The organism is Pelagicoccus sp. SDUM812002 (assembly GCF_031127835.1).
GTDB lineage: Bacteria > Verrucomicrobiota > Verrucomicrobiia > Opitutales > Opitutaceae > Pelagicoccus.
Genome location: NZ_JARXHX010000003.1, coordinates 44,610 through 70,711 on the forward strand (window position 1 = coordinate 44,610; position 26,102 = coordinate 70,711).

25 protein-coding genes are annotated in these 26,102 nt (G+C 55.6%); 20 read left to right on the forward strand and 5 right to left on the reverse strand.

Going from position 1 to position 26,102, the window contains the following annotated elements:
* Nucleotides 1-85: 85 nt before the first annotated feature.
* The 9 genes from QEH53_RS05750 (at nt 86) to QEH53_RS05795 (ending at nt 8,301) form a co-directional block, all read left to right on the forward strand.
* On the forward strand, nt 86-682 hold the full coding sequence (locus QEH53_RS05750; protein WP_309022193.1) for an HD domain-containing protein: 597 nt from the start codon (nt 86-88) through the stop codon (nt 680-682).
* 268 nt (nt 683-950) lie between these two features.
* Entirely contained in the window at nt 951-1,643 is a 693-nt protein-coding gene (locus QEH53_RS05755) for an IS4 family transposase (protein WP_309022194.1), read from the forward strand.
* Nucleotides 1,644-1,773: 130 nt separating this feature from the next.
* The gene (locus QEH53_RS05765; RefSeq protein ID WP_309022195.1) at nt 1,774-1,911 is read left to right on the forward strand and encodes a hypothetical protein; all 138 of its coding nucleotides are present in this window, start codon (nt 1,774-1,776) and stop codon (nt 1,909-1,911) included.
* 431 nt (nt 1,912-2,342) lie between these two features.
* Nucleotides 2,343-2,993 (forward strand): hypothetical protein, encoded by a 651-nt coding sequence (locus tag QEH53_RS05770; protein WP_309022196.1) that lies wholly within the window; start codon nt 2,343-2,345, stop codon nt 2,991-2,993.
* A gap of 84 nt (nt 2,994-3,077) precedes the next feature.
* Nucleotides 3,078-3,674 carry an HD domain-containing protein gene (locus tag QEH53_RS05775; protein ID WP_309022197.1) on the forward strand — a complete coding sequence of 199 codons (597 nt, stop codon included), beginning with the start codon at nt 3,078-3,080 and terminating at the stop codon, nt 3,672-3,674.
* Nucleotides 3,675-3,697: 23 nt separating this feature from the next.
* On the forward strand, nt 3,698-4,525 hold the full coding sequence (locus QEH53_RS05780; RefSeq protein WP_309022198.1) for a hypothetical protein: 828 nt from the start codon (nt 3,698-3,700) through the stop codon (nt 4,523-4,525).
* Between the two features lie 71 nt (nt 4,526-4,596).
* Complete coding sequence (locus tag QEH53_RS05785) at nt 4,597-5,016, forward strand: DoxX family protein (RefSeq protein ID WP_309022199.1); 420 nt, start codon at nt 4,597-4,599, stop codon at nt 5,014-5,016.
* Between the two features lie 44 nt (nt 5,017-5,060).
* Nucleotides 5,061-7,355, forward strand: a complete 2,295-nt coding sequence (locus tag QEH53_RS05790) for an MBL fold metallo-hydrolase RNA specificity domain-containing protein (RefSeq protein WP_309022200.1) — start codon at nt 5,061-5,063, stop codon at nt 7,353-7,355.
* A gap of 13 nt (nt 7,356-7,368) precedes the next feature.
* Nucleotides 7,369-8,301, forward strand: coding sequence for a DUF3108 domain-containing protein (locus QEH53_RS05795; RefSeq protein ID WP_309022201.1), 933 nt, complete (start codon nt 7,369-7,371; stop codon nt 8,299-8,301).
* A 32-nt stretch (nt 8,302-8,333) separates the two neighbouring features.
* Here the strand turns inward: QEH53_RS05795 and QEH53_RS05800 are convergent, their stop codons facing one another.
* On the reverse strand, nt 8,334-8,540 hold the full coding sequence (locus QEH53_RS05800) for a helix-turn-helix transcriptional regulator (protein WP_309022202.1): 207 nt from the start codon (nt 8,538-8,540) through the stop codon (nt 8,334-8,336).
* 10 nt (nt 8,541-8,550) lie between these two features.
* The gene (locus QEH53_RS05805) at nt 8,551-9,183 is read right to left on the reverse strand and encodes a DUF2975 domain-containing protein (RefSeq protein ID WP_309022203.1); all 633 of its coding nucleotides are present in this window, start codon (nt 9,181-9,183) and stop codon (nt 8,551-8,553) included.
* A gap of 206 nt (nt 9,184-9,389) precedes the next feature.
* Between QEH53_RS05805 and QEH53_RS05810 the strand changes: the two genes are divergently transcribed.
* From QEH53_RS05810 to QEH53_RS05820, 3 genes are all read left to right on the forward strand, one after another.
* Nucleotides 9,390-11,090 carry an NADPH-dependent assimilatory sulfite reductase hemoprotein subunit gene (locus QEH53_RS05810; RefSeq protein ID WP_309022204.1) on the forward strand — a complete coding sequence of 567 codons (1,701 nt, stop codon included), beginning with the start codon at nt 9,390-9,392 and terminating at the stop codon, nt 11,088-11,090.
* A gap of 345 nt (nt 11,091-11,435) precedes the next feature.
* Nucleotides 11,436-12,482: an alpha/beta hydrolase gene (locus tag QEH53_RS05815; RefSeq protein WP_309022205.1), complete on the forward strand. Its 1,047-nt coding sequence runs from the start codon at nt 11,436-11,438 to the stop codon at nt 12,480-12,482.
* A gap of 97 nt (nt 12,483-12,579) precedes the next feature.
* Nucleotides 12,580-13,413, forward strand: coding sequence for a polysaccharide deacetylase family protein (locus QEH53_RS05820; protein ID WP_309022206.1), 834 nt, complete (start codon nt 12,580-12,582; stop codon nt 13,411-13,413).
* Nucleotides 13,414-13,897: 484 nt separating this feature from the next.
* On the opposite strand, the gene QEH53_RS05825 is transcribed toward QEH53_RS05820, so the two are convergent.
* Nucleotides 13,898-15,340 carry a PLP-dependent aminotransferase family protein gene (locus tag QEH53_RS05825; RefSeq protein WP_309022207.1) on the reverse strand — a complete coding sequence of 481 codons (1,443 nt, stop codon included), beginning with the start codon at nt 15,338-15,340 and terminating at the stop codon, nt 13,898-13,900.
* 85 nt (nt 15,341-15,425) lie between these two features.
* Between QEH53_RS05825 and QEH53_RS05830 the strand changes: the two genes are divergently transcribed.
* Nucleotides 15,426-16,079, forward strand: a complete 654-nt coding sequence (locus tag QEH53_RS05830) for a pyridoxamine 5'-phosphate oxidase family protein (protein WP_309022208.1) — start codon at nt 15,426-15,428, stop codon at nt 16,077-16,079.
* Nucleotides 16,080-16,131: 52 nt separating this feature from the next.
* Here QEH53_RS05830 and QEH53_RS05835 read toward each other — a convergent pair whose 3' ends face one another.
* On the reverse strand, nt 16,132-16,566 hold the full coding sequence (locus QEH53_RS05835; RefSeq protein WP_309022209.1) for a hypothetical protein: 435 nt from the start codon (nt 16,564-16,566) through the stop codon (nt 16,132-16,134).
* Between the two features lie 182 nt (nt 16,567-16,748).
* On the opposite strand from QEH53_RS05835, the gene QEH53_RS05840 reads away from it, so the two are divergent.
* The 7 genes from QEH53_RS05840 to QEH53_RS05870 all read left to right on the forward strand — a co-directional run bounded on the left by QEH53_RS05840 (nt 16,749) and on the right by QEH53_RS05870 (nt 23,622).
* Nucleotides 16,749-18,158 carry an arylsulfatase gene (locus tag QEH53_RS05840; RefSeq protein ID WP_309022210.1) on the forward strand — a complete coding sequence of 470 codons (1,410 nt, stop codon included), beginning with the start codon at nt 16,749-16,751 and terminating at the stop codon, nt 18,156-18,158.
* Between the two features lie 270 nt (nt 18,159-18,428).
* Nucleotides 18,429-19,166 carry a glutaredoxin gene (locus QEH53_RS05845; protein ID WP_309022211.1) on the forward strand — a complete coding sequence of 246 codons (738 nt, stop codon included), beginning with the start codon at nt 18,429-18,431 and terminating at the stop codon, nt 19,164-19,166.
* A 94-nt stretch (nt 19,167-19,260) separates the two neighbouring features.
* Entirely contained in the window at nt 19,261-19,989 is a 729-nt protein-coding gene (locus QEH53_RS05850) for an IMP cyclohydrolase (RefSeq protein WP_309022212.1), read from the forward strand.
* 419 nt (nt 19,990-20,408) lie between these two features.
* On the forward strand, nt 20,409-21,080 hold the full coding sequence (locus QEH53_RS05855; RefSeq protein WP_309022213.1) for a PepSY-associated TM helix domain-containing protein: 672 nt from the start codon (nt 20,409-20,411) through the stop codon (nt 21,078-21,080).
* 28 nt (nt 21,081-21,108) lie between these two features.
* Entirely contained in the window at nt 21,109-21,630 is a 522-nt protein-coding gene (locus tag QEH53_RS05860) for a DUF2271 domain-containing protein (RefSeq protein ID WP_309022214.1), read from the forward strand.
* A gap of 66 nt (nt 21,631-21,696) precedes the next feature.
* Nucleotides 21,697-22,503 (forward strand): DUF4198 domain-containing protein, encoded by an 807-nt coding sequence (locus tag QEH53_RS05865; RefSeq protein ID WP_309022215.1) that lies wholly within the window; start codon nt 21,697-21,699, stop codon nt 22,501-22,503.
* A 108-nt stretch (nt 22,504-22,611) separates the two neighbouring features.
* On the forward strand, nt 22,612-23,622 hold the full coding sequence (locus QEH53_RS05870) for an FAD:protein FMN transferase (protein ID WP_309022216.1): 1,011 nt from the start codon (nt 22,612-22,614) through the stop codon (nt 23,620-23,622).
* A 102-nt stretch (nt 23,623-23,724) separates the two neighbouring features.
* On the opposite strand, the gene QEH53_RS05875 is transcribed toward QEH53_RS05870, so the two are convergent.
* Nucleotides 23,725-25,914 (reverse strand): TonB-dependent receptor, encoded by a 2,190-nt coding sequence (locus QEH53_RS05875; RefSeq protein WP_309022217.1) that lies wholly within the window; start codon nt 25,912-25,914, stop codon nt 23,725-23,727.
* Nucleotides 25,915-26,102 lie beyond the last annotated feature (188 nt).

Sequence of the window (26,102 nt, forward strand, 5' to 3'; positions counted from 1 at the left end):
TGCTTAGCGGAAGCATTGGCCCAGCCGGTTGCTTCCCCCTACAACGTGCTTGCCGCAGTTCGCTTTTCGCGGATCCTCGGCAAGCATGACTCCCAACCGCCTCGCTCAGCAGATGGCCTTCATCATCGAGGCCGACAAACTGAAAAACATTTTCCGCCAGTCCTACATCAGCGACGAATCGAGGCGCGAGAATGATGCCGAGCACTCTTGGCATCTGTCCCTCATGGCGATCACGCTCTACGAGCATGCCAATGACCCAGACCTCGACCTTCTGAAAATCCTCCGTATGGTCATCATCCACGACATCGTGGAAATCGACGCGGGCGACACCTACATATACGACGAAGTCCACAAGCGTGACCAGGTAGCGCGCGAACAGAGAGCCGCTGACCGCCTCTTCGGTCTCTTGCCCGACGACCAGGTCCAAGCCTTCCGTTCGGTCTGGGACGAGTTCGAGGCCGGCACCACTCCCGAAGCTCGCTTCGCTAAAGCGATCGACCGACTTCACCCCATGCTCCTCAACTACCTAGCCGGCGGCAAGACCTGGTCCAAGCACGGTGTAGTTGCCAGCCAAGTACGGGCCATCAACCAGAAAATCGGAGACGGCAGCAATACCCTCTGGGAGTACGCCCAAGGGCTCATCGAGAAAGCCATCGATGAAGGCATGCTAGCGACTAAATAGTTGAGCTCACTAGTGTCCAGTTAAGGGACTGCTTGAGTTTCGTAAGATGATGATTATCTAATAATAAATCGATTATTCGGGTGTGACGTATTTGAATTGGATGTCCGTAGCTTCCGGCCTTATTGAGACTGGCGGGCATGAATGCTGGTCGTCTCGTTTGCTCTCAAATAGCCGATGTGATTCACCGGGAGCAGTTCGACCGATGCATTTCCAATTACCCCATGCCGAGGGCGAGCAGAAGCTTTACTGAAGGGACCAGCTTCTTTGCATGGCTTTCGCCCAGCTCACCTACAGGGAAAGCTTGCGCGACGTCGAGGCTTGCCTCGAATCGCAAGCCAACTTGCTCTACGCGATGGGTATTCGTGGAGCGGTTACGCGAACCAACATCGCGTACGCCAACGAAAACCGGAGCTGGGAAGTTTATTTCGAGCTCGCCCAAGTCCTCATCCGCAAAGCCAGAAAACTCCATTCCAAGGATCGATACCTGAAGGAGATAGACGAGATTGTCTACGCTATCGACGCCTCCACGATAGACCTGCGCATGAACCTCTTTCCATGGGCTCTCTTTCGAAAGAGGAAGTCCGCTGTCAAGCTTCACGCTATGATCGACTTGAACGGTTCTATCCCGGCGTTCATCGCGATTACGCAGGGAAAGGTCCACGACGTCAATGCCCTGGACTGGATCGTCTTCGAAGCCGAAGCCTTCTATGTATTGGATCTTGGATACGTCGATTTCATGCGACTGTCGCGAATCCATTCGGCTCGGGCGTTCTTCGTTACCAGAGCGAAGGTCAACATGAGTTACGACGTCCGCGTGTCGCGTGCCGTGGACAAGGCCGTCGGATTGAGATCCGACCAGACGGTTCGCCTCAACGGGATGAAGACCAAGACGTTCTTCCCTCACGACTTGAGGCGGGTGAGTTTTTGGGATACCGAATCCGGAAGCTTCTGGTCTTCGTAACCAACAATTTCGAGATCGATGCGTTGGTCGTCGCGAAGATCTACAAAGCGCGTTGGCAGATCGAGCTCTTCGTCAAATGGATTAAGCAGAACCTTCAGTGAAGTCTTTCTTCGGGCTGAGCTAAAACGCCGTGAAGACGCAAATCTGGATCGCGGTCTGCGTTTACCCGATGGTCGCCATGGCTTCGCGTGTCGCCTTCGGCTCGGTACTCAATAAGACCCTGCGCATCGAGCAAAGCATGAGCCGAATCCTGCAAGTGATAAGGTGAACATATTATCCAAAGACCCTATCCATCTGCTACTTATGAAAAACGATACAAGAGATTCAGATGCTAATATTTCTAACCATGTGATATTCAACGACCTACAACTGGACGCTAGTGAGAATATCTGTTGCCTCCTTGGCTTCCGCATTTCGCAAGATAGTTAAAACCAAAGTCCCATCTAAATTAAGAGAGTCGTACGTGCCACACGGTTCTCGAAACCCGGGTGATCGTGAGATTGGGCGGCTCCAATATCGAGCAGCGTTCCCAAGATACTTATTTTAATCACTATCCGTAGGCGACCAATGCTTCACTATATAAAAGGGAACGAGAGCAGAAAACACCCGAATCGTTACCGTTTTCCACTAGTCCTCGATCAGGTCCGAACATAATAATTACACTTGAGACGAATAGGTAACTACGCTCAGGTCAATTCGATGAGAATCAAGCAACTCTTATTATTTGGACTCGCATCATCAACATGGCTTTTATTGGCGACCCAACTTAACGCAGCCCGTATGGTTGAGATCTCATTGTTTGGGTCAGGTGTAGAGGTCGACGAACTATTGTCTCCCGACCCAGAAGTCCTTGCTTCAGAGGACTATGAGCAGCCGTTCATAGCATTCTCTATCAGTAATACTATACGAGTCAAAATATCTATAATGGTTGGAAACGATCAAATTGAAGATTTCTACAATATCGGCATCAATTCTCAAACTTGGGGGACGATACATTTCAAATTCTATAACGGCCATGGTCATTTCGCTGGAGAGGATTCTGGATTTGGATTTATTGGCCCTGAATCTGGCGATATTTTGACTGGCCCGGGATATTTTGAGCTGGCTTATGGGCCGAGTCCTTTTCTTGAGGGGAGCGAAATCCATATTTGGGCTCCGCATGTTGGCCCCACTAGCATTAGCGAACTCGAGGACTTTCAATATGCTTATCAAACACTCAGAGCTCGCTTGACCTCAGTCACATATCACGTGCCAGATTCATCGGGTCCCGCTGCATTGCTCTCCTTCTCCCTGCTCCTCTTTATTCACGCCAAGTTACGCATAAGCGGAACCAGTAGAGTAGCCAGGTAGTCGAAATAGAAGCCGCGGCCCTACCGGTTGCTTTCCCCTACATCGTGCTTACCGCAGTTCGCTTTTCGCAGATCCTCGGCAGGCATGACTCCTGACCGACTTTCCCAGCAGATGGCCTTCATCATCGAGGCCGACAAGCTGAAGAATATTTTCCGCCAGTCCTACATCAGCGACGAATCGCGCCGCGAGAATGATGCCGAGCACTCTTGGCACCTGTCTCTCATGGCGATCACGCTCTACGAGCATGCCAATGACCCGGACCTCGACCTTCTGAAAATCCTCCGTATGGTCATCATCCACGACATCGTGGAAATCGACGCGGGCGACACCTACATCTACGACGAAGTCCACAAGCGTGACCAGGAAGAGCGCGAACAGAGAGCCGCTGACCGCCTCTTCGGCCTCCTGCCCGACGACCAGGCTCAATCCTTCCGCTCTGTCTGGGACGAGTTCGAGGCCGGCGCCACTCCCGAAGCTCGCTTCGCTAAAGCGATCGACCGACTTCACCCCATGCTCCTCAACTACCTAGCCGACGGCAAGACCTGGTCCAAGCACGGTGTAGTTGCCAGCCAAGTACGAGACATCAACCAGAAAATCGGAGACGGCAGCGATACCCTCTGGGAGTACGCCCAAGGGCTCATCGAGAAAGCCATCGATGAAGGCATGCTAGCGACCAAATAGTTGAGCTATCAACCCGCCGCACCATGAGCGCTTTTTATAGATTCGGCTTCTACGCCCTACTCCTCTCGACCGCATTCCTTGCCTACAGATTTTCAACGACCACTCCACCGGCGGCAGAATCACCCTTCACTCCGAACGAAAAGACTGATGCCGGAGAAAATCAAAGCTCCATATCCATCTCCGGAACTCTCAAAGCGAATCACGCCTCTATTCTGGAGCCAGACAAAGCAACGGAAGAGATGAGGCAGAATCTCCTCGCAAAACTCAGCGAGTTGAAGAGCTCCAGGGACGTCATTATCCGACTACCGATTTTCGATAGAGTTTCCAAAGATCTAAGCCGCAGCGTGCAGTCACTCTTCGACCTCAGCCCGACTGAGGTCGCGCAACTCAACCAGCAAATCAAAGCGACAAATCTAGCCCTGCACCATGAGCGAGAAGCGCGATCGACGGCACGCCTTCTCGAGGACGGTACCCTTCAGGTCGACATTGAGCCCTTTCCCGAACGCGGTCGACAAATCTACGAGGCGTTCACCGCCACCTTCAAAGACGTGATCGGCGAATCGAACTTCCTCACGCTGACTCAAATCGCCGATTCTTCCTTCGAAAAAGATTTCAATTATTTCGGAGCGGAAGTCGCCTCCCTCAATGTTAAACGGGTCACCAACAACCCAAAAACCGGTCTGCCCGTTTTCATAGCTTCCTATGAATCGGACCGAGGCGAATCGAGTGGATCTACCTCGAGCACGATTGTCGGTACTGACTACTTTACCTTTGCAGGGCCGGATATTTATCGACTCCTAACAGCCGAGGCCCTCCTCAGTCTGCCGGCAACGGAAGCACCCAATCCCTGAAACTCCCTCATTGCTCTAGTGCCCACAACCTGTTTTGCTCCAAAAACTACGAAAACACCGTTTTGAGCAAAATGAAATCACCCCTAGCAGGCCTTTCCAAATTCGACTATTTTGGCGTCCTTCTTCTCCGTATCGGAGTCGGCGCCTTGCTTGCCTTCCACGGCTATCCAATCCTCACGGGAGGCGGCACCGTTTGGTCCGATATTGGCGAGGGTGCCGCAATCGCCAGCCTTCCCCCGGGATTATTTGAATACGCTGGCCTGGCTTCGGGAATTATTCAATTCATCGGCGGAATTTTGCTCGTCATCGGACTTTTCACGCGTGGAACGGCCCTCCTCCTCACTGTGGTCGCCGGCTTCGCCTTAGCTAACCATATCGCCGCCGGTTCCTTCTATCTAAGCTTCATTGCCCATCTCGAGATGACGTTAGCCTTGCTAGCACTCGTATTCATAGGGCCAGGACGCCTTAGCCTCGACCGCAAGGGAATCTAGCGGAGAAGCAAGCTCCTCAAGTCGTCACCTACTTCTCCCACCTCATGCGCTGGCAAATCGAGCAACGCAACGGGCTCTACCTATCCGAGCTCGACTGGCATCTCGATGCTCGCCACCCCGTGAAACGCTCCTTCGTGTCGCATGCCCATTTCGACCATACGGGCAAACATCAGACCATCCTCTGCAGCCCGCCCACCGCTCAACTCATCCAGCAGCGTCTTTCCGGCGAGAGGAAGTGGATCATCAAGGAATTCGGAGAAACTTTCGAACTCGAGCCTGGAGTGGAAGCCTGCCTCTACCCAGCCGGACATATCGCAGGATCCGCCATGCTGTGGCTGAAAAAGGCCGGGCAGAGTTTCCTCTACACCGGAGACTTCAAGTTGACTCCCGGCATATCCGCCGAGCCCTGCCAACCTGTGGCGGCCGACACACTCGTCATGGAAACGACGTATGGACTTCCGCGATACACCTTTCCTCCGGAAAACGAGGTATACGCTGATATCATCCGCTTTTGCCGAGACACCCTCGAGAATGGCGATACCCCTGTTCTCTTCGGCTACAGCTTAGGAAAAAGCCAATCCATCCTCCGCTCCCTCACCGACCAAGGTCTCGAGGTCATGCTGCACCCCACAGCCCTCAAACTCACTCAATCCTGCCAAAAGCTCGGCTGGAAATTCCCTCAATTCCTCTCCTTCGATCCTCGCAACCAAGAGGGGAAAGTAGTCATTTCGCCGCCGCTTGCGAAAACGGCGGAATGGATGAAAAGCATCCGCAATCCAAAGACGGCCATGATCTCAGGATGGGCTATCGACCCGTCGGCGAGCTACCGCTACCAATGCGACAGAACATTTCCCCTCTCCGACCACGCCGACTATCTAGACCTCCAGAACTTCGTCGCTAAGGTTCAACCTAAGGAAGTCTATACCGTCCACGGCTTCGCTAAGGAGTTCGCAGCAACTTTACGAGAGCAAGGCTACCAAGCATGGGCGCTGGGAAGAGAGAACCAGTTAGGCCTCGCTATTGAAACGCAAACTCCGGAACTACATTCCACCAATTCCGAGGACACCGATCAAATCCCCGCAGATCCGTCCGCAAGCCAACTCGCAGCAGACTCTTTCCAGCGGCTCGCACTAACCGGCGAAACGCTCTCCCAGTCGGACAGTTTGCAAAAAAAATCCGATTTGCTCGAAGCCCAACTCGCTTCTCTCGACGCAGAAAACGTTTCCCACTGCTTGAAGCTCCTCCACAACCCGAGTCCCGCTGACCTAGAGGAGTTACCTCCTAAGCTCGTTAAACAAAGCCTGATCTTGGCAACCGGTTCGAGCGAATCTAAGTTCAAGAGCCTGTATCACGATTTTCGCGACAACCGAAAAGTCGCTCGCGTTCTTTTCAGCCAAAACCCGAGCAATCCCAGCCGCACTCTTTCCCAAATCTGCTCGTTCCTCAAAACGCTCACGTCCGCCCCAAACCCGATCTTCAAGCAATCGCTCCTCAGCGAACAGTTTCGCAAACTCTCGCCCTCGGAGGGCTGTTTCTTCTTCGACTTTCTTTGCGGGACTTCGCAGAGCGGACTCAGCGCCGACCTTCTCTGCCAAGCGATCGCAACTCGCTTCGACCGGCAACTCCCTAGCGTTCAATCTGCGTTTTTACGTAGTGGCAGCTTAACTACGGTATCTACCGCAGCGGCCACCGATACCCTGCCAGAAATCCGTATCAAGCCCTTCCATCCGATCCGTCCGATGGCTGCAAAGACGGAGGACAGCGCCGAGGCTATCATCGAGAAACAAGGCCTTTCCGTATGGGCCGAGTTCGAGCACGACGGCATCCGTTGTCAGATCCACAAAGACGGCGACCACATCGATCTCTATGACACCGAGGGGCAACGCATCACACACCTCTTTCCAGAGTTCGTCGACGACGCACGCAAGATTCCGCAACACTTTATTTGCGACGCGGTGGTTGTTCCTTGGGGATATGAGAAACCGCTCCCCCGAGGAGATCTGGAGAAGCGTCTCAACCGGAAAGCGGAAGAACTCTTTCTCGGAGAAGAGATCCCAGTCGTGCTATGGCTTTTCGATCTGCTCTCGCTGTCCGGGGACGACCTGCTCGACTTGCCACTCGAGAAACGCCGCCAACGCCTCGACACCCTTTCCGTGACCCCGAAGATTCGCATCACTCCCGTTCATCCCCTCGTCGGCGTCGAACAGATCGAGCATACACTCGAAAAAGCCGCCACCTCGGGCAGCAAAGGTCTCGTATTCAAGGACTCCGAAAGTCCTTACAACCCGCTGAGCAAATCTCCCTCTTGGTTACGGCTTCCCGCTAGGGCACGCGACTAGGCTTGCAGAAAGGGTGGAACTCCCCCACACCGCAGGCATCCAAATCCTAGAACAATCCGCCTCTTCATTAGCCGAATCCATGTTCAAGAATTTCTCCCAACTCATCTTTCCAGCCCTCACCGCACTTTTGCTCGCAGCCCCCGGAGCGCTCCACGCTGGATTTGGAAACGACGCTTTTGAGGATGATCCAGCCCTCCGCCAAGACGACGACCTGGATTGGCCCGAGGTGGAATTCCCGTCCGCCGAACAACGCGGGAAGGGCTTCAAGGCCGGCGAATCCTTCGAATACCGAGCTCAATGGGGTTGGTTTCGAAAGGCCGGCCGCATCGCTTTTTCCACCGAGGCCAGCGACGATCCCGACCAGCCAGCCCTCATCGTCAAAACGGAGACCGCCTCCGCCGGGATGATTCGGAAATTCTACCCTATGACCTTGGTCGCGACTACCGTTCTCGACGCGGAAAATTGGCGCATGCTCCGCAACGAGACCCACGGAAAGGTACGTTCCGAGGAGAGCTCCACTGTCACCCTCTTCGACTTCGACCGCGCTCTCATGAATTACGAGGACGAGATCGAACCGGAATACAGCCGGATCCGAGAGCTCCCCTACGACTGTCCAGTCGACTACTCCTCCGCATTTCTCCAGCTGCGCGGCATGGACCTCGCGGTCGGCAAAACCTTTCCGCTTTTCGTCAGCACCAAGGGCAAGTTCTACTACGCCGTACTCAAAGTCATGGAGATGGAGACCATCGATACGGACATTGGCGACATCGAATGCTTCCGCCTCGAGCCGATCAGCTCCTTCCCAGTCAGCAAAGTCTTCCGCGAAGGAGGTAAGATGGCGGTCTGGATCACCAATGACGAACGACGCATTCCCGTCCGTTTCGACGTGAAGACGTCCGTCGGCAACGCCTCCATCCGACTGGAGGAGTACACCCTGTCCGAATAGCGTCCCGCTATCGACAGACCGCCTCCCTCGGCTCACTCGTCCTCGAACACCAGCAAGTCGCCCGGTTGGCACTGCAGGACCTCGCAAATCGCCTCCAGGGTGCTGAAGCGCACCGCCTTGGCCTTGCCCGTCTTAAGGATAGATAAGTTTGCCAGCGTCAGCCCCACCCGCTCCGAGAGCTCGGTTAGGCTCACGCCGCGCGCCTTCATCTGCTCTTCCAGTCGTACTCTTATCGGCATCTGCAGGGCGTTAGATAGTTAGGTCCTGTTCCTGGCGCATCGCTGCTCCGACTCTCAACACTTCAGAGAGCACAAGTACGCTTAACCCGATGACCAAGGAGAAAAAATCCCCGTGAAGATGACCATTTAGGCTAAATCCGACGGGCTTCACCACAACGTCAGCGTAACCACTCAACGCAAAATCGGAGACGCTCTTTGCGAGGGAGCCAAAGATGATCAGGAGGCCCATCACCCTAAGACGGTTGGCGTTTTCAGAGATAAACGGATCACCGACCTCAACACTGCGGACGATTTGTCTCAATTGATGCATGAACCAAAGGACTGCACCCATCATGGCCAAAAAAACTCCAAAAGCCAAAGCCACTAAACCGCGATTGGCCTCCCAATGCTCGGCCGGCAGAACGAGCTTAACTAAAAGATTATCTTCAAATTCGACCGCTACTGGAAGCCCCTCGCGCGTCATAGCGGTCAAATTCGAGTCTACGATCTGACCGTACCCCTTGAGATAATTGACATAGTCGCCTGGGCTCGAGACCGCCAAGGGTGCCAAAACGACGATAAGAACGGTCGTCGCAATAGTCCCCCACCAACTAATCGCCAGCAGCACCTTCAGAGCGTTAAGAGATTTGGATTTTGTTTTCATTTATTGTTTTTCAATAAATATGCATTGAACGAAGGCAAACTCTATTTATTGCTATTCGATAAATAAAGTTAACTCGTAATTTTCGCTCCGCAGTCTTTACCGGCTCGATTACGTTTTCCCTGGATGTCACCATTCAACCACTATTCAGGGGTAACCAAGGCAATTAACTTGCCATCCAAGCCCTCAAACCTAGAACCGCGCGAATCATGAGTTCCGCAGACGCGACCCAAAAGCTCGAGAAAAACGAGTACCTCAAAGAGGAGAGTAACAATCTCCGCGGCACCCTTATGGAGGAGCTGGCAGACACCAGCACCGCCGGCATTTCCGCCGACGCTTCCCAGCTCACCAAGTTCCACGGCATGTACGTGCAGGACGACCGCGACATTCGCGGAGAGCGCCGCGTCAAGAAACTGGAAAAGGCCTTCTCCTTCATGCTCCGCGTACGTCTTCCGGGCGGAGTCTGCTCCCCTGAGCAGTACCTCATGATGGACCAGCTTTCCACCGACTACGGCAACCACACGATCCGCCTCACTACTCGTCAAACCTACCAGCTGCACGGCTTGCTCAAAGGCAACTTGCGCAACATCATCCGCGGTATGGACAAGGTCCTCATGGACTCCATCGGAGCCTGCGGCGACATCAACCGCAACGTCATGTGCCAGCCGGATTTCAAGAAGACCCACGCTCACGCCGACGTCTACGAGATCGCAAAGAACATCTCCCTGCACTTGCTTCCGAAGGGCAAAGCCTACCGCGAAATCTTCATCGACGGCGAAAAGTTCTCCGGCGAAGTCGAAGAAGAGCCCATCTACGGCACCACTTACCTGCCGCGTAAATTCAAGATCGGCGTAGCAATTCCTCCGACCAACGACGTCGACGTCTTCTCGCAGGACCTCGGCTACATCGCCATTTTCGAAGGTAAAACCCTCACCGGCTTCAACGTCACTGTCGGCGGCGGTCTCGGCACCACCCACGGCAATGACAAAACCTACCCACGTGTCGCAGACGTGATAGGCTTCTGCACTCCCGATCAGGTGAACCAGGTCGCCGAAGCCGTCGTACTCGCCCAGCGCGACAACGGCTCCCGCACCGACCGCAAGAATGCTCGCCTCAAGTACACCATCGACCGCATGGGCCTCGCCGCCTTCAAGGCCGAAGTGGAGAAACGCACCGGTTTCGCCCTCGGCGAAGCGAAGCCATTCGAGTTCAACACCATTCAGGACGACTACGGCTGGAACCAGGACATCAACGGCAAGTGGTACTACGTGCAGTTCGTCGCCTCCGGACGTATCGTCGACAAGGATGGCATCAACCTCCGCACCGCTTTTCGCGAGATCGCCCAAATCCACAAGGGAGACATCCGCCTCACCCCGACCCAGAACCTCGCGTTCTGCGGCATCGACGAGGCAGACAAGGCCGCGATACAGAAGATCCTAGACAACAATGGTGTCGCCGGTCCGGAAAAGCTCTCCGGACTGCGCAAGAACGCCATGGCTTGCCCAGCCTTACCAACCTGCGGACTCGCCCTTTCCGAGTCCGAGCGCTTCATCCCAGACCTCCTCGACGAGTTCGAGAAAGTCCTAGACGAAGCTGGCCTCACCGACGACGCGATCAGCATCCGCATGACTGGTTGCCCGAATGGCTGCGCCCGTCCTTACCTCGCTGAGATCGGCCTCATCGGAAAGGCTCCCGGCAAGTACAACCTTTACCTCGGAGCCGCCTACAATGGCATGCGCCTGAACACGCTCTACAAGGAAAGCATCACTTCCGAAGAGATCGTTCCTTCCGTAGAGCCTCACCTCAAGGCCTACGCCAAGGAGCGCCAGGAAGGCGAAGGCTTCGGCGACTTCTGCGTTCGCACCGGCGTCGTGACTCCACCGAGCAAATTCACCGTCGGCCAAGACTGACCGGCTGGAGCGATCTTGGTCGCGAAATCCATTTCTCCAAAGGCGGACCGCATCAGCGGTCCGCCTTTTTTTGCCAATTTCCAATTTGCGGGAAGTCACGGAGCGAGGCGGACAGGGCGGAACCGGACCCACCAGATAAAAGCGCCAGCGGAGGCACGACTTCCACGTCGTCCACGCTGCAGGATCGGTACATTTCGTAACAGCAACTCAAATGAAGAACAGTCGTCTCAGCGACGACCCGACCCAACCTCTCGCATCCACCTAGCTTGCTCTCTCTGGGTTCCCTTACGCAGCCGCACCCCGCGCTTTCGCATCCAAGAATGCCGCAGAAACGTACCCCTTACTATGACTGCCACCAACTCTACCTCGCTTAAGCCCGCCCTCGTCGCTTGTTTCGCCGCCCTTTTCGCCCTGCTGGCGACACCCTCCACGGTAGCCCAAGAGGAAAACCTCCGCCTCGAAAACTGGGAATATCCATTCCCTGAATACACGTACCAATTCAAGAGCCAACTCGAAGACCACGAGATGGTCTACATGGACCTCTTCCCTGAAAGCACTGCCAACGGTGAAACCGTAGTCCTGCTCCACGGCAAGAACTTCTCCGGCTCCTATTTCGAGGAAACAGCAACGGCCCTCAGCGAGAGCGGATACCGCGTCCTCATACCCGACCAGATCGGCTTCGGCAAGTCCACCAAGCCAGAGCACTACCACTACACGTTCCAGCAGCTCGCCATTAATACCATGGGCCTGCTGCAGTCGCTAGAGATCGAGAGCGCCCACATGCTGGGACACTCAATGGGCGGCATGCTCGCCACACGCTTCGCTCTGTTGTATCCCGATTACACGGAGTCACTCACCCTTCTCAATCCCATCGGACTCGAGGACTGGAAAGCTCTCGGCGTACCTTACCGCCCCGTCGAGGCCTGGTATCAGCAAGAGCTACAGAAAACCGCAAAATCGATAAAAGAGTACCAGCTCAAGTCCTACTATGACGGGAAATGGAAGCCCGCCTACGATCCTTGGGTCAACCAGCTCGCCAGCTACCTCGAGAGCCCTGACTACGCCCGCATGGCCTGGAACCAAGCGCTCACCTATGACATGATCTTCACCCAACCTGTCGTCTACGAATTGCCGAAGCTCAAGATGCCCACTTTGCTCATCATTGGCCAACGGGACCGCACCGCCTTGGGCAAGGACGTTGTCAACGCCAAGGAGCGGGCCAAGCTAGGCGACTACGAAATGCTTGGCAAACTCACCCAGCAAGCCATCCCAGAATCCCAGCTAGTGGAGCTTGACGGCATCGGGCACCTTCCCCACATCGAAGCTTTTGATCGCTTCATCGAGCCGTACACCCAATTCCTGCTGACCCACGCCAATCCCGAGGCGGACTGAAGTCCTGGAGCGTGGCCTCGCGCTCCATAGCAAGGACACATCCTCAGCGAATCAGCTGTTGCCGTCCTGCGGCAGCACCGTATCCTATACGACCAATATGACTTACCTCCGCCCCTTGCTCGTCCTCCTTCTGCTAACTTCGCTCAGAGCTGCCCCCTTCATGAACGCTTCAGATTCCTTCACTTGGCCAGGTGGCGCCGGAGCCGCCGTATGCCTCACTTACGACGATTCTTTGCCCTCTCAACTCGACATCGCCTACCCGCAGCTCGAAGCAGCCGGAGTCAAAGGCACCTTCTTCCTCCAAGCCAAAGCCGACACCATGGAGCAGCGCCTCGAGGAATGGCGTCAAGTCGGCGCCGCTGGACACGAGCTCGCCAGCCACTCACTCTACCATCCCTGCCGCAGAGGCCTGCCAGGTCGCGACTGGGTCGCCGAATCGCGAGACCTCGACCACTACACCATCGAGCGCCTGCGCGACGAACTCCTCCTCACCAACACCCTTCTGCAAGCCCTCGACGGCAACAATGCCCGCACCTTCGCCTATCCCTGCGGAGATACAGCAGTAGCAAACGGCCAAGAATCCTTCCTGCCCGTCACCAACGAACTCTACCTCGCCTCCCGCGGCGTGTCATCACCCCAACTCTCAAGCATGAAGGAGCTCGACTTCAACAATACGCCCGCCTTCGACCTCTCCCATCAGGATTTGAAATCCACGATCGCGTATTTGGAAAGCTGTTACAAAAGCGGAACCGTCGCCATCTTCCTAAATCACGGCGTCGGTGGCGACTATCTCGTAACCGATCCGCAACTACACCAAGAGCTCCTCGACTACCTCGCCGCCAACCAAGACCGATTCTGGGTCGACACCTTCAAGGCCGTGATGACCCACACCCGACAGGAATTCGAACGCCTCGACTGGTCCGTTCAATAATCCATGTCGGTTGCTCGCAACATACCACCCAACGCTCTCCAGGTCGCCGCACCTCAAATGAGTCGCGGACCTAGGTACACGACTAATCTACAGCGTGAAATTGCTAGCGTACTATAGAATGCTTTACTGAAGCCTGGGACGGCGATCGCAAGAGAAACACTCTCTAAAAGCTCAACAATCAAAGGGCATACTCTTCATTGTATTACCCGTCAGGTCGATCGATTTCATATAGCTCATTGAGCTGTTAAGCTTCCAGTCTGAAAGTCAACTCTTCGGAGCAACTTCTCTGCACGCGAAGGCCCACGGATTCCCCAGTGGGCCTTCTTCTATATTGTAGATCCAACCAACGTACAGTACCGAACCCAGTTCTTATCGCCTAGTTGAAAGTGCTCAGCGAAATTAATACAGCTACACCTCCAAGACATTCAACCCTCGGACGAGACGCAAAGAGTTTTGCTTAACTGTCCTTACCCGCCGGCTACGATTATGACTCCAACACCTCCCGTAGTGCTTGAAGCCCTGCTTCCATCTTTTCCTCGCTGAATGAGGAAAAGCCGAATATCAACCCGTCCCGCTCCACTGAGTCCGGTCCATAGCTGGAAATCGACATGAACACATAGCCACGCTTGCGACCTTCTTCCGCGAGCCTTAGCGGGTCGACCGGCTGCTTGTAATAACCCACGAAGTGCATCCCTCCGTCGGTTACCCCCACCTCGATCCAGTCGCCTAACAGGTCTTCCACACGCTCCGCTAGCCAGCGAGACCTTCTCTCGTAGAGCTTCCTCATTTTTCTGAGGTGACGCTGAAAATGGCCTTCCCGAATAAATGCCGCTAACGTTGCCTGCAGCGAAACGGGCGGATTCATGGCTGCCGTTTTCCAAAGAGCTAAAAAATCTGGATACACCGACCTTGGCACAACGAGATAACCGATTCGGAGATCCGGAAACATCGAGCGAGTAAACGTACCCAAGTACAGGATACGATCTTGATTCGACAAACTCTGCATTGCGGGTAGCGGTTTTCCACGGAAGCGAAACTCGCTGTCATAGTCATCTTCTAGGATCCAAGCTCCGGACTTCCTTGCCCACTCAAGCAGTGCGGCCTGTCGCCCTACCGGCATTGCAACACCGAGTGGGAATTGCCGGGCTGGCGTCACAACGACGACCCGCGGCACCGTTTTCATCCGATCCAATACATCAACCAACATGCCTTGTTCATCCAACGGGACTGATCTTATCTTGGCTCCGTTCATGCGAAACGAATTCGTGATTCCGCGGTAACTCGGATTCTCCACCGCTACGGTATCGCCTAGATTCACTAATGCTCTAGCTACTAGCTCGATCCCAGGTTGGCTACCGCTCAATATCAAAACCTGTCCCGCCTCGCATCGCACGCCTCGTTGCGTGCTCAAGTGCCCCGCGATCGCTTCCCTTAATTCCCGGAAACCGCCTTCGCCATGGCCGTAGGTATTCAGCGAATACGGCGAACCTCGCAATTGTTTCGCGTAAAGCTTCAACCAGAGCTCGGCCGGAAAGTCGTCCAAGGCCGCACAACCAGACAAAAAAGGCGGCTGTTCAATGTAGCTTGAGGCGCTGCCCCTATGGGGACGTGGCCTTTCGATGGGCCTTGATTGCTTTCCGTCCAACCCCGCTCGAAAGAAGCCATCCGGCAGCTCTTTAGCCACAAAAGTTCCCGATCCCTTTTTCGTCTCCAGGTATCCCTCAGCAATCAATTGCTCGTAGCCTTGCGTGACGGTGATGCGAGCAACCCCGTACTTCAGGGCGAGCTCCCTGCTCGATGGCACCCGCTGCCCCGACTTCAACTGCCCTGATCGCACCGCGTCGCGAAACGCCTCATAAACCCGCTGGTAGGCAGGTAGCTGGCCTCTCTTCAATCGAGGCAATGCAGTGGACTTATCTCTTTTCATAAAAGTGGCACTATTAACATGTCCACTTTGCAGCTATCATCCAGCCCGAAAATCACGATTCCTCCTTAACAACTCAAATCTCCCCATGTCCTGTCCCTTTGCCAAAACCGACCGCACCCAGCCCAACCGCTCTCCCAAGCGAGTCTCGTTCGAGCGCGAACCGGTCTTCGCGGTCATCGACGAAGCGCCGATCTGCCACGTTGGATTTACCCTGCCAAATGGTCAGCCGTTTGTCATTCCGACCATTCACGCTCGCGTCGACCATCTCCTCTACTTTCATGGATCGACTCAAAGCCGTCTTTTGATGGCGATCGCTTCCGGCAATCCCATTTGCTGCACCTTCACGTTTCTCGATGGCATCGTAGCCGCCCGCTCCGCCATGCACCACTCTATGAACTATCGCTCGGTCGTCGCTTTCGGTACGGGGTACTTGCTCGAAGACGAAGCGGAACGGCAGGAAGCATTTCGACTGACCGTGGAAAAATTGATCCCTGGCCGCTGGGAAAACTGTCGCCAACCAAACGAGGCCGAAGCGAAAGCCACAGCTATCGCCGCCCTGCGTATCGAGGAGGCCACGCTCAAGGTCCGTTCAGGCCCGCCGAGTGATATTGCCTCAGACATGGATAGCGCTCACTGGGCCGGTGTCCTCCCCATGCAAACCGTCTACGGTGCCCCTATTCCGGACCCTCAGCTCCCCAACGGACTAAGCGTTCCGCCACATATTCAGGCGCTGGTTTAGAGTATCGCAGTCTCGCTGCGATCATAGAACCACAAGGCCGAGGTAACGAACTTCAATCTACTTGGACAGACACTTCTGCGAGAATCGGCTTTTCCTTCGGCAGCGGTTCACTCTCGGTAACGGTTGCCAAAAAGTGCTCTGGCTTCATTTCCTGAATCGCGTTCAAGGCGATTTGGTAGCGGATCTTAGCGTCAAGCAAGTCGGCAAAATTAGCCGCGGCGCCGGAGCCTCCCTGGATCAGCTGCTCGCGCTGCTGGTAAATGGTCTCCTCCATCAAGGAGGCGTAGCGAGCCAAGGCCGCTACCAGTTTTTCCGACGGTTGAAACTCGGCGAACGGCTTCGCCTCTACGGACTCGATATCGACCGAGTCCAAGTACGCGATGATCGCTCCAGCGTGCTTATCGCTGAGCAATAGCTTAAAGGTATCGCCGGCCTGAGCGAGCGAAGTGAGGGAGAGCAACAACAAGATTGCGGCAATTTTCGGCATACTCTCAACATAGCATCGCCGGTGCCAAGTCTTGCCAGAATTCCAAGCTCAGCAGAAACTGATAGTTACTTTACAGGCGGGCTCTGCATCCTGAGGTTTCTCCAAAAATGAATCTCCGAATAACGCCAGCGCCGCGCTTTGCTGGCAGACTTGCTGCGACACTCTATTTTCCCCGAAAACCCATGCGACTCCTAATCATCTCCCTCACCCTAATTGCCGCCTCAACGGCCCTCGCCGATCAAAAGCCGAACATCATCTACATCTTGGCCGATGACCTCGGCTACGGAGATTTGGGCGCCTATGGGCAGACCCATTTCCAGACGCCAAATATCGATTCGCTTGCCCAGCAAGGGATGCAGTTCACTCAACACTACTCGGGCAGCACCGTTTGCGCGCCGTCGCGTTGTTCCCTGTTAACCGGTAAACACGTGGGACACACTGCCGTTCGCGGCAATTCCGAAGTACAGCCTGAAGGTCAGCTTCCCATGCCTGCCGACACCTACACGCTTGCCCATCTCCTGCAGGGGGCGGGCTACACCACCGGCGTATTCGGAAAGTGGGGACTTGGAGCTCCGGGCTCAGAGAGCGAACCGCTAAAGATGGGCTTCGATCGCTTCTACGGCTATAACTGCCAGCGGCAAGCCCACCACTACTATCCCTACTTTCTCTGGAATGACGACGAGCGCGAGATCCTCTGGGACAACTTTGGCACTGAGACGGCAACCTACGCGCCGGACCTGATTCAGGAGCGAACCCTCGATTTCATCGAAGCCAACAAGGACCGGCCTTTCTTCTGTTACTACGCGCTTGTGCAACCTCATGCAGAAATGTTCGCACCAGAAAGTTACATGGAGAAGTACCGCGGCAAGTTCCTGCCGGAAAGCTCCTTCGAGGGCGTCGATGACGGTCCACGATTTCGCAAGGGTCCCTACGGTTCCCAGCCAGAGGCTCACGCCGCCTTCGCCGCCATGGTCAACCACATGGACGACGACATCGGTGAACTGCTCGCTAAGCTCGACGAGCTAGGGATTGCGGACAACACCCTCATTATCTTCACATCCGACAATGGCCCCCATAGCGAAGCGGGCCACGATCCCGATTTCTTCGGCTCAAACGGCGGCTTACGCGGCTACAAGCGCGATCTCTACGAGGGCGGCATCCGGGTACCTATGTTGGTCAAGTGGCCAGGCAAAATCGCGGCAACTTCCACCTCCGACCATCTCTCCGCTTTTTGGGACGTCCTTCCCACGGTCGCAGACATCGTTGGACTACCCGTACCGGAAAACACCGACGGCATTTCCTTCCTGCCCAATCTTCTCGGCGAACAGAACCAAGCAGAACATTCCTACCTCTATTGGGAGTTCCACGAGAAAAAGGGTCGCGTCGCCATTCGCAAAGGGGATTGGAAAGCCGTTCGCTACGACGTTTCGGTCGACCCCGATTCGCCGCTCGAGCTCTACGACCTATCCAAAGACCCGACCGAATCTCGCAACCTCGCCGCCGATCACCCCCAGTTGGTTCGCGAGCTCGATCGCTTGATTCGGGACGCCCGCACCGAGTCGCCGATCGACAAATACAATTTTGCGAAGTAGAGGCCGAAGCGTCGGCGTTGCAATTGGAGCCCCGACGGCAGCGGGACAATTGCACGTTGCACCCCCTGCCGGCTCCTAGAGGCGGAGTGACTCTCTGGCACGAGCCATGCATCCCTCAAATCGCCGCGTCGGATAACTGGCACAATCGCCTCTTGTACTCCGCGGGTGTTACCAGAGAGACCCCGAATAGGAATCGCCAGCATGTAACCGTTTTCCAGACGCGTCTCGACAATAGCCTGAGAATCAGAACCGCAAAAAAGGGATTTAGACATGAGCAAACAAGCCACCATAGTCCGCATGGTCACGCCTGACCACCTCTGTCCTTGGGGCGTCAAAGCGAAAGACCTCCTCAAAAGAAACGGCTACGAAATCGATGATCGCCAGCTCGACTCGATGGAAGCCAACAAGAGGTACAAAAGAGATAACGGGTTCGACGAGACGCCGCAGATATTTGTTAACGGCGAGCGCCTCGGCACCTACGACGATCTCCGCGAAGGCCTCGGCAAGAAGCCAGACCCAAAAGAGGGCAAAACCTACCAGCCCGTGCTTGCCGTCTTCGCCATCACCTTTCTCATGGCCCTCTCCGCAACCTGGGCCAGCGTCGGCGTTTTTGCTCCGATTCGCATCGCCGAACTCTTCATCGCCTTCAGCATGTGCGTGCTGGGCATCCTGAAACTACAGGACCTACTTTCCTACGCCACCGGCTTTGTCCAATATGACTTGTTAGCTCGCCACTACGTGCCCTACGCCTATGTCTACGCCTTTATCGAGGCGATCGGCGGTGTCTTTATGATTGCCGGGTGGCTCACCCTTCTCGTGGCGCCCATTGTCTTATTGGCCAGCACCCTTGGAGCCGTCTCGATCATAAAAGCTGTCTACATCGAGAAACGAGACCTCAACTGCGCTTGCGTGGGCGGCGGCAGCAGCGTGCCGCTAGGATTCATTTCCCTAAGCGAGAACCTAATCATGATAGCCATGGCCACTTGGATGCTTGTGAAGACGCTCTAGAGAGCGCTCGGGAACAGGGGGACGCTGCGGTAGTCGAATAGGCACAAAAAACGTTGCCAGCCCTTGCTCCCGGCATATCCCTCGAAGCCCTATTATGAGCGCTTCAGAAATCGCATCCGCCACCCTCCAGTCACACGTCGCAGGTAACCCTTACCCAGGTCGCGGCCTCGTCATCGGCAAGTCCGCTTCGGGAGATGCTTGGCAGCAGGTCTACTGGATTATGGGCCGCAGTCCTAACAGCAGGAACCGCCAGTTCTCGCTGAACGGCACCACGCTCAGCACCGAGCCCTTTGATCCTTCCAAGGTCGAAGACCCGAGCCTAATCATCTACGAGGCAATGCTCGAGCTCCCAAATCAATTTCTCGTTTCAAATGGCGACCAGACTCGCACCCTTTGCGACGGACTCGCTGCAGGCAAGACAGCCAAGCAGGCCCTATCTATTCGCGATCGCGAGCCGGACGCTCCGAACTACACGCCACGCATCACTGGCCAGCTCGACCTCACAGGCGATACCCCGGAAATCGGCCTATCTATCCTTAAGGCCAACAAGATCGACCCATCGTATTCGGATCGCCACTACTATTACCCGCAAGAACCTGCCAATGGACTCGGCTACGGTCTCACCACCTACATGGGTGACGGAAACCCGCTGCCCACCTTCAATGTCGACCCGCTTCTGCTGCCAATCGCAGCCACTCCGGAAGAAACCCTCGACCTCTATTGGAACGCGCTCGACGAGGAAAACCGCATCTCCCTAGCCGTTAAAGAAGTGTCCTTCGATGGATCCTCTTCGCGCGTCGTCCTCCGTAACAAATACGCGTAGGAGCGATCGAGCCAAAGGCGACAACCCTAACTTGCTCACGAAGCAGAGACATCGATCTCCAAGCTCTAGCCTTCGCCGCTAGCGTTTTTTTGTTTCCAGGCCCCCGTACCCTCTCCCATCCGCCCGAAATCGAACGAGTAGCCCGAGAGAAAAAATCCCGCTGCGAGCGCTGGAAATCCCTCTCGGAGTGGTCTCTCTCAAAAATTCTGGCTAAGATCTCAGCTTTTCAAGGCCGCTTAGCTTCGAATCACGGCTCTGCCCGCTGCCTTTCCCTACACCTTATGCCAATTACCAATCATCCAAGCAAGCACCCTGGCTCCGCTTTTGACCGACTTCTGCCGCGAGCAAAAGTCCTCTCTCGTACGGACAACCGACGCTAGCCACCGACTAGCCGACACCCGCCCGCCTCTCTTGCTTCGATGCCTACTGACAGCCTAGAGCACCCAGCTCCGCCTCGCCCCAAAGGAAAGTCCAAGACTCGAAAAGCATTTTGGACCAAGCAATTCTATGTGTGGCACTGGGTTAGCAGCGCCATCTGCCTTGTCGCCATGGTCCTTTTCGCCGTAACGGGCATCACCCTCAACCATGCGGGACAAATCACGGCAAGCCCCGTGGTAGTCGAAACGACAGGCACCCTTCCTCAAACCTTGCTTGAGCAAATTCACTACCAAGAGGGCGAGACACTCGATCAGAAGGCAGCGCTGCCGCGCGAGCTGCGCCTCTGGATAGACCAAGAGTTGGACGTTGCCGTTGGCGGTCGTGCCTACGAATGGTCAGACGTCGATATCTACCTCGACCTGCCACGTCCGGGCGGGGACGCGTGGATGAGCATCGACCGCGAAACCGGAGAGATCGTCTACGAAAAAACGACCCGTGGCCTCATCGCCTACCTCAACGACCTGCATAAAGGCCGCAATACCGGTGCCACATGGGTCCTCTACATGGACATCTTCTCCGTCGCCTGCGTGATCTTCTGTCTCACCGGACTCGCCTTGCTTTGGGTGCACGCTAGGAGACGCCCCAGCACCTGGCCAATCGTCGCCGCTGGCTTCCTCATTCCCTTTATCGTCATCGTCATCTTTGTCCACTGAACGAAGACCCACAGCCTTGAATTCACTCATGAACGACCGAACGCTTAAGATTCTCGCCACCTTGTCCTTGCCGAGCATAACCGGACTCCACGCGGGACAATTGACCTCCTCCATCGAGATCCCTCGCCTCGACGTCGCCGAATACCACCGACCCTACGTCGCCGCTTGGATCGAATCGGAGGAGCGCCAACTCGTCGCCAACCTTGCTGTTTGGTACGACACCGAAATGGCGGACCGCGAAGGCGAGACTTGGCTCAAAGACCTTCGCCAATGGTGGCGCAAGGGCGGGCGCTCCTTGGAGCTGCCAGTCGACGGAGTCACCGGTCCTACCAAACCCGTCGGCAAGCACGAGATGGCGATCGACCTCGACCAAACTGCAATGGCTGAGCTTCCCGCTGGAGAATACTATTTCGTCGTAGAAGCCTCCCGCGAAGTCGGCGGCCGAGAGCTCCTGCGCATTCCCTTCCAGTGGACGGAAAACCCATCTGCCCAAGGAGAAGTCAGCGGCGAACGGGAGCTCGGCAAGGTTACCTTACACATATCCGAATAACCCAATCCCCAGACTTTGAATACATCAGCCCGCGAACCGCATTCACCTTCGCTCAATCAACCAATTATGAAAACACTCAAGAAAATCGCCGTAGCCACCACCCTCGCCGCAATCGCCACCAGCGCGCTTGCCCATCGCCAGTGGATCCTGCCCTCGACCTCTATCCTCTCTGGTGAAGATCAATGGATCTCCGTCGAAGCGGCCATTTCGAACAACCTCTACTTTCCCAACCACCACGCAATCGCCCTCGACAACATCACCGTGCTGGGACCATCGGGCCAAGAGCTCGAAAAGCAGAGCACCGCCCAAGGCAAGATACGCAGTACCTTCGAGCTACAGCTTGAAGCAAGCGGCAGCTACCGCATCTTCAGCGGACGTGCGGGTATGTTCGCCTCTTGGGAAGAAGACGGCGAGCGCAAGCGCAAGCGGGGCTCGGCCGAAGAATTTGCTGCAATGGATCTCGCTTCCATGGACAAGCTCCAGCTCCGCGAAAACGCCAGTCGCGTTGAAACCATCGTCACCAGCGGAGCGCCAAGCGAAATCGCCGTCTCCGGCACCGGCCTCGAATTCGAATTCATCACTCACCCGAACGATCTGTTCACTGGCGAACCCGCTTCTTTCCGCGTTCTCCTAAACGGCGAACCCACCGCTGGCGTCGAAGTCACCTTCGTTCAAGGAAACGACCGCTTCCGCAACGAAGCAGGAGACCAGACTCTCGTGAGTGACGAGAACGGACTTGTCGAAATCGAATGGCCACAAGCGGGTCGCTATTGGATCAACGCGAGCTCGAGCATCGCCGGCGGCGATTTCCATGGAGTCCCCCTCGAGCGCAGCGCCAGCTACACCCTCACCGTAGAAGTCCTGCCCGAGTAGGCTTGCTCCTTTCTCGCAAACGCAACCCCTTACAATCGCCTTCCCTAAAATCCAGGGAGGGCGATCTCGCTTTCCAAGGCTAGCCATCAAACTCACCTGAACTCCGCTTTGAGTACCATCCCGCCAGAACCCTTCGTATTCATCCCGGCAGACATCAGCTCTGCTCGCGGGGGAGCCTTTCGCAGCGATTGGCAGCTGCACTCCCTTTCCGGCAAGACGATGGGGACCCATTGGTCCGCCAAGTTTTCCTCGTCTCAGCAGCTCGATCCTCACGACATCGAAAGGACGATTATCCAATCTTTAGATACCGTCATATCCCAAATGAGTCCATGGGAGACTGACTCCGATCTTCGACGTTACGAAGGTGCCCCCACTGACTCCTGGCTGGTATTTCACGCCGAAGCCTTTCGCGTCCTCGAGCAAGCCCTCTCCATTGCCCAAGAGACCAGCGGAGCCTACGATCCTACCTTCGCCCAAGCCATCGACCTGCTTGGATTTGGCCCGTCATCGTTTTCTGAATACTCCTACTCCTCTCCAGAGGTGCAAGACGCTTTCACCCGAGCAGGGTTCCAGCGAGTTGAACTTTCCCCCGAAACGCGCTCCGTCTACCAACCTGGCGGTTTGACTATTGACCTGTGCTCAATCGCCAAAGGCTTCGCTGTCGACCTTGCCTGCCAAAGGCTCCGCGAACTCGGGTTGGAAAATTACCTCTTCGAGATCGGAGGCGAAGCGAAAGGATTTGGCTGCAAGCCGGACGGTACTCCTTGGCTCTACGAAATCGAGCTAGCGCACCATGCGAAAGACAATCTGCCGAGGGCCCAAGTCGCGCTCTGCGGTCTCTCCGTCGCGACTTCCGCCAACTATCTTCTCTACGTGCAATGCAATGGGCAAAGGGTCGCTCACATCGTCTCCCCGGTCCACCAAGACGAGGCGGACAAGACACTGAGCGTATCCGTTTTTCATGACAATTGTATGAAGGCCGATGCCTACGCCACCGCCCTTTTCCTGCAGGGTACTAATGCAGGGCTCGCTTTCGCTGAAAAAAGAAACCTCGCCGCCTTTTTCCAAACAGCGAGCGGTTTCCAGCTCAGCTCCCAAGCTCGCGAGCTGCTCGCCTAAGCGAGCAACCCACTCGAATAACGAAAAAAGGCCAGCCTTCTCAGGCTGGCCTTTCGCAAAACGAGGGCAACTAGGTTGCTGACTAAAAACAACCGCGCATTGCTAGAAGCTGTACGTCGCGGTCAACCAGAGTCGGCGTGGCTCTTGGTTGTTTGCGTAGAGATTGGTATAGCTGATATCGCCGGTATTCGTGTTGCTCACGTAAGGACGATAGTCTACGAAGTTCTTGTCGAAGAGGTTGTAGATGGTGGCGTTCAGAGTCAGCGACTCGTTAATATTCCAGTTTCCGCCGAGGTGAAACAAGCTGTAGGCACGGTAGTCACCCCAAGTCTCCTTTGCAGTCGAGGTGGACCTGCGGTCGGGCGAGCGGTAACGTTCGCTGCGATATTCTCCGCTCAGCCAGAAGGAGTAGTTTTCTCCAGCGAGCCACTTCAGGCGACCGTTGAGCATGTGCTCGGGAGTTGAATACAGAGGCAGTCCCGCACTCTCGCCGCTCTTCTGCTCGCTCTCTGTGTAGGTGTAGTTGGCATTCAACGACCAGTTCCTATTGAAGTCGAAGCGTGTGGTCGCTTCGATGCCTCGGGTCTCAGCCTTGTCCACATTGATCGACTGGGAGAACTCGTCCACCAATGGCCAGTAGCCATAATCTACGGAACCGGGACGGTTTGGATCAGAGGCCCATGACGCATTCAGCAAGCCAGGGCCACGAGCGATCTTGTCGTCAAAGGAGTTGTGGAAGAGCGTCACGCCGGCCCGAAAGCCCTCGAGATTGTCGTACATAGCGACTACCTCAGTTGTCACGCTTGTTTCAGGTTTGAGATCTGGAGAGCCAATCATCGGGATCGTACCTTGGCCGCCAAAACCGATGATGCCGTCCGCGATCTGGTCGAGGCGTGGGACCTTAAAACCTTTGCTTACGCCGCCCTTAAAAGACCACTGCGGATTAGCGTTCCAAACGGCGTAGGCACGAGGACTGGCGTGCTGGCCGAACTGGCTATGCTCGTCGAGCCGGCCTCCCAGAGTCAGCCGCAGCGATTCGGTAAGCGTCCACTCGTCCTCCAGGAAAAGCGCCCACTGCGTCTGCTGGTATGGCTCGGGAGCGACTCCGTCCACCATTTCAGCGTCCCACCACTGGCCGCCGACCACTAGCGAATGCGATTCCCAGCTGTTTACCAAAGCCTTCACATCGAACACGATATTCTCGTTCGTCAAATCGCGAGGACTGCCAGTCTCCTTGCCAGGTGTACCCGCAGGAGTGATACGGCCAATCGTCTCGGTTTCATTCTTCATCAAACTCGACTCCAACTGTACGGCGCCAAGCCTCCAGGTATGGGCTACTGTGTATTGGTTGCGGTTAAACTTCAGCTCCTCCGCATAGCCACGCACGCCCAAGGTGCCGAGCTGGGCTTGAGAATTGTCATAGGTTTGCCAATAATAGTCCGCGTCAAACCAAAGGTCATGGTCGCGGCTTCCTAGCAGATTCAAGCGAGCTCCTGCCGAATAGATATCAGCAGCTACTGGACTAGGGCCGCGCTTGCTGACTTCGAGCTCTTCACCCTCTTCGTCAAGATAGCTCAACTCGGATGCCTGACGGTTGAAGAGACTGCCTCGCAATGTTAATCCAAGCTTCTCCTGCACCAACGGTCCGGTCGCGTAAAAGTTGCTCTCGGTCGCATCTCCGAAATCCGTATCCCCTTGCAGGGTGCCTCCAGCCGTCACGCTTCCGCTCCAAGCACTTTCGCCTCGGCGGGTGATAATGTTGACGACGCCACCCATCGCGTCCGAACCATATAGAGTCGACATCGGACCTCGGATAACCTCGATCCGATCGATCGCCGCCGCGGGCGGCAGAAAGCTGCTGGAGGTATCTCCGAACCCATTGGGAGTGATGTTTCCCGCTGTGTTCTGTCGGCGACCGTCTACCAGCACCAATGTATAATCGCTTGGCATCCCCCGCATGCTGATGCTGAGACCGCCAGTCTTCCCCGCGGAATCACCCACGTCGATCCCATCGATCATCGACAAAGCATCGGCAAGGCTGTTAATCCGCGTCGCGCCCAAGTCGGCAGAGGTCAGCACCGAGATGCTGGCCGGAGCTTGCGCGATGCTTTGCTCGAATCCGGCCGCCGTTACGACAACAGCATCCAACTCGATGGCGTCGTCTCCAAGCCCAGGTTCGTCATTTTGAGTCCAGCCGGTAGATGCGGCCCCCAAAGCGACCGCCCCAAGTACGAGACTGCGGGAAGCAAGCCGGCGATTCGCTTTGTAGTTAAGATAAGTCAGGATCTTCATTTCGGGGCGGAGCATGCCAGAAAATGCATTCTCCCCTCCACCCCGAGAGGGACGATCTCAGCCCTCAACGGGATAAAGGCGCCCGATCGGAAACTTTGTCCATAAACAGCTAGCGGAGCTTTTCATCCTCGCCCCGTCACTCACGCATCCCTCAAGATCCGCTACGCTAGGGTCGGTGCTACTCGGTG

Bases quoted from the DNA above. Each gene is read 5' to 3' on its own strand.
- QEH53_RS05770 (WP_309022196.1), top strand. From the start codon at position 2,343: ATGAGAATCAAGCAACTCTTATTATTTGGACTCGCATCATCAACATGG.
- QEH53_RS05780 (WP_309022198.1), top strand. From the start codon at position 3,698: ATGAGCGCTTTTTATAGATTCGGCTTCTACGCCCTACTCCTCTCGACC.
- QEH53_RS05845 (WP_309022211.1), top strand. From the start codon at position 18,429: ATGAGCAAACAAGCCACCATAGTCCGCATGGTCACGCCTGACCACCTC.
- QEH53_RS05755 (WP_309022194.1), top strand. From the start codon at position 951: ATGGCTTTCGCCCAGCTCACCTACAGGGAAAGCTTGCGCGACGTCGAG.
- QEH53_RS05840 (WP_309022210.1), top strand. From the start codon at position 16,749: ATGCGACTCCTAATCATCTCCCTCACCCTAATTGCCGCCTCAACGGCC.
- QEH53_RS05865 (WP_309022215.1), top strand. From the start codon at position 21,697: ATGAAAACACTCAAGAAAATCGCCGTAGCCACCACCCTCGCCGCAATC.
- QEH53_RS05855 (WP_309022213.1), top strand. From the start codon at position 20,409: ATGCCTACTGACAGCCTAGAGCACCCAGCTCCGCCTCGCCCCAAAGGA.
- QEH53_RS05805 (WP_309022203.1), bottom strand. From the start codon at position 9,183: ATGAAAACAAAATCCAAATCTCTTAACGCTCTGAAGGTGCTGCTGGCG.
- QEH53_RS05800 (WP_309022202.1), bottom strand. From the start codon at position 8,540: ATGCCGATAAGAGTACGACTGGAAGAGCAGATGAAGGCGCGCGGCGTG.
- QEH53_RS05775 (WP_309022197.1), top strand. From the start codon at position 3,078: ATGACTCCTGACCGACTTTCCCAGCAGATGGCCTTCATCATCGAGGCC.
- QEH53_RS05815 (WP_309022205.1), top strand. From the start codon at position 11,436: ATGACTGCCACCAACTCTACCTCGCTTAAGCCCGCCCTCGTCGCTTGT.
- QEH53_RS05750 (WP_309022193.1), top strand. From the start codon at position 86: ATGACTCCCAACCGCCTCGCTCAGCAGATGGCCTTCATCATCGAGGCC.
- QEH53_RS05875 (WP_309022217.1), bottom strand. From the start codon at position 25,914: ATGAAGATCCTGACTTATCTTAACTACAAAGCGAATCGCCGGCTTGCT.
- QEH53_RS05785 (WP_309022199.1), top strand. From the start codon at position 4,597: ATGAAATCACCCCTAGCAGGCCTTTCCAAATTCGACTATTTTGGCGTC.
- QEH53_RS05830 (WP_309022208.1), top strand. From the start codon at position 15,426: ATGTCCTGTCCCTTTGCCAAAACCGACCGCACCCAGCCCAACCGCTCT.
- QEH53_RS05835 (WP_309022209.1), bottom strand. From the start codon at position 16,566: ATGCCGAAAATTGCCGCAATCTTGTTGTTGCTCTCCCTCACTTCGCTC.
- QEH53_RS05850 (WP_309022212.1), top strand. From the start codon at position 19,261: ATGAGCGCTTCAGAAATCGCATCCGCCACCCTCCAGTCACACGTCGCA.
- QEH53_RS05790 (WP_309022200.1), top strand. From the start codon at position 5,061: ATGCGCTGGCAAATCGAGCAACGCAACGGGCTCTACCTATCCGAGCTC.
- QEH53_RS05810 (WP_309022204.1), top strand. From the start codon at position 9,390: ATGAGTTCCGCAGACGCGACCCAAAAGCTCGAGAAAAACGAGTACCTC.
- QEH53_RS05820 (WP_309022206.1), top strand. From the start codon at position 12,580: ATGACTTACCTCCGCCCCTTGCTCGTCCTCCTTCTGCTAACTTCGCTC.
- QEH53_RS05860 (WP_309022214.1), top strand. From the start codon at position 21,109: ATGAACGACCGAACGCTTAAGATTCTCGCCACCTTGTCCTTGCCGAGC.
- QEH53_RS05825 (WP_309022207.1), bottom strand. From the start codon at position 15,340: ATGAAAAGAGATAAGTCCACTGCATTGCCTCGATTGAAGAGAGGCCAG.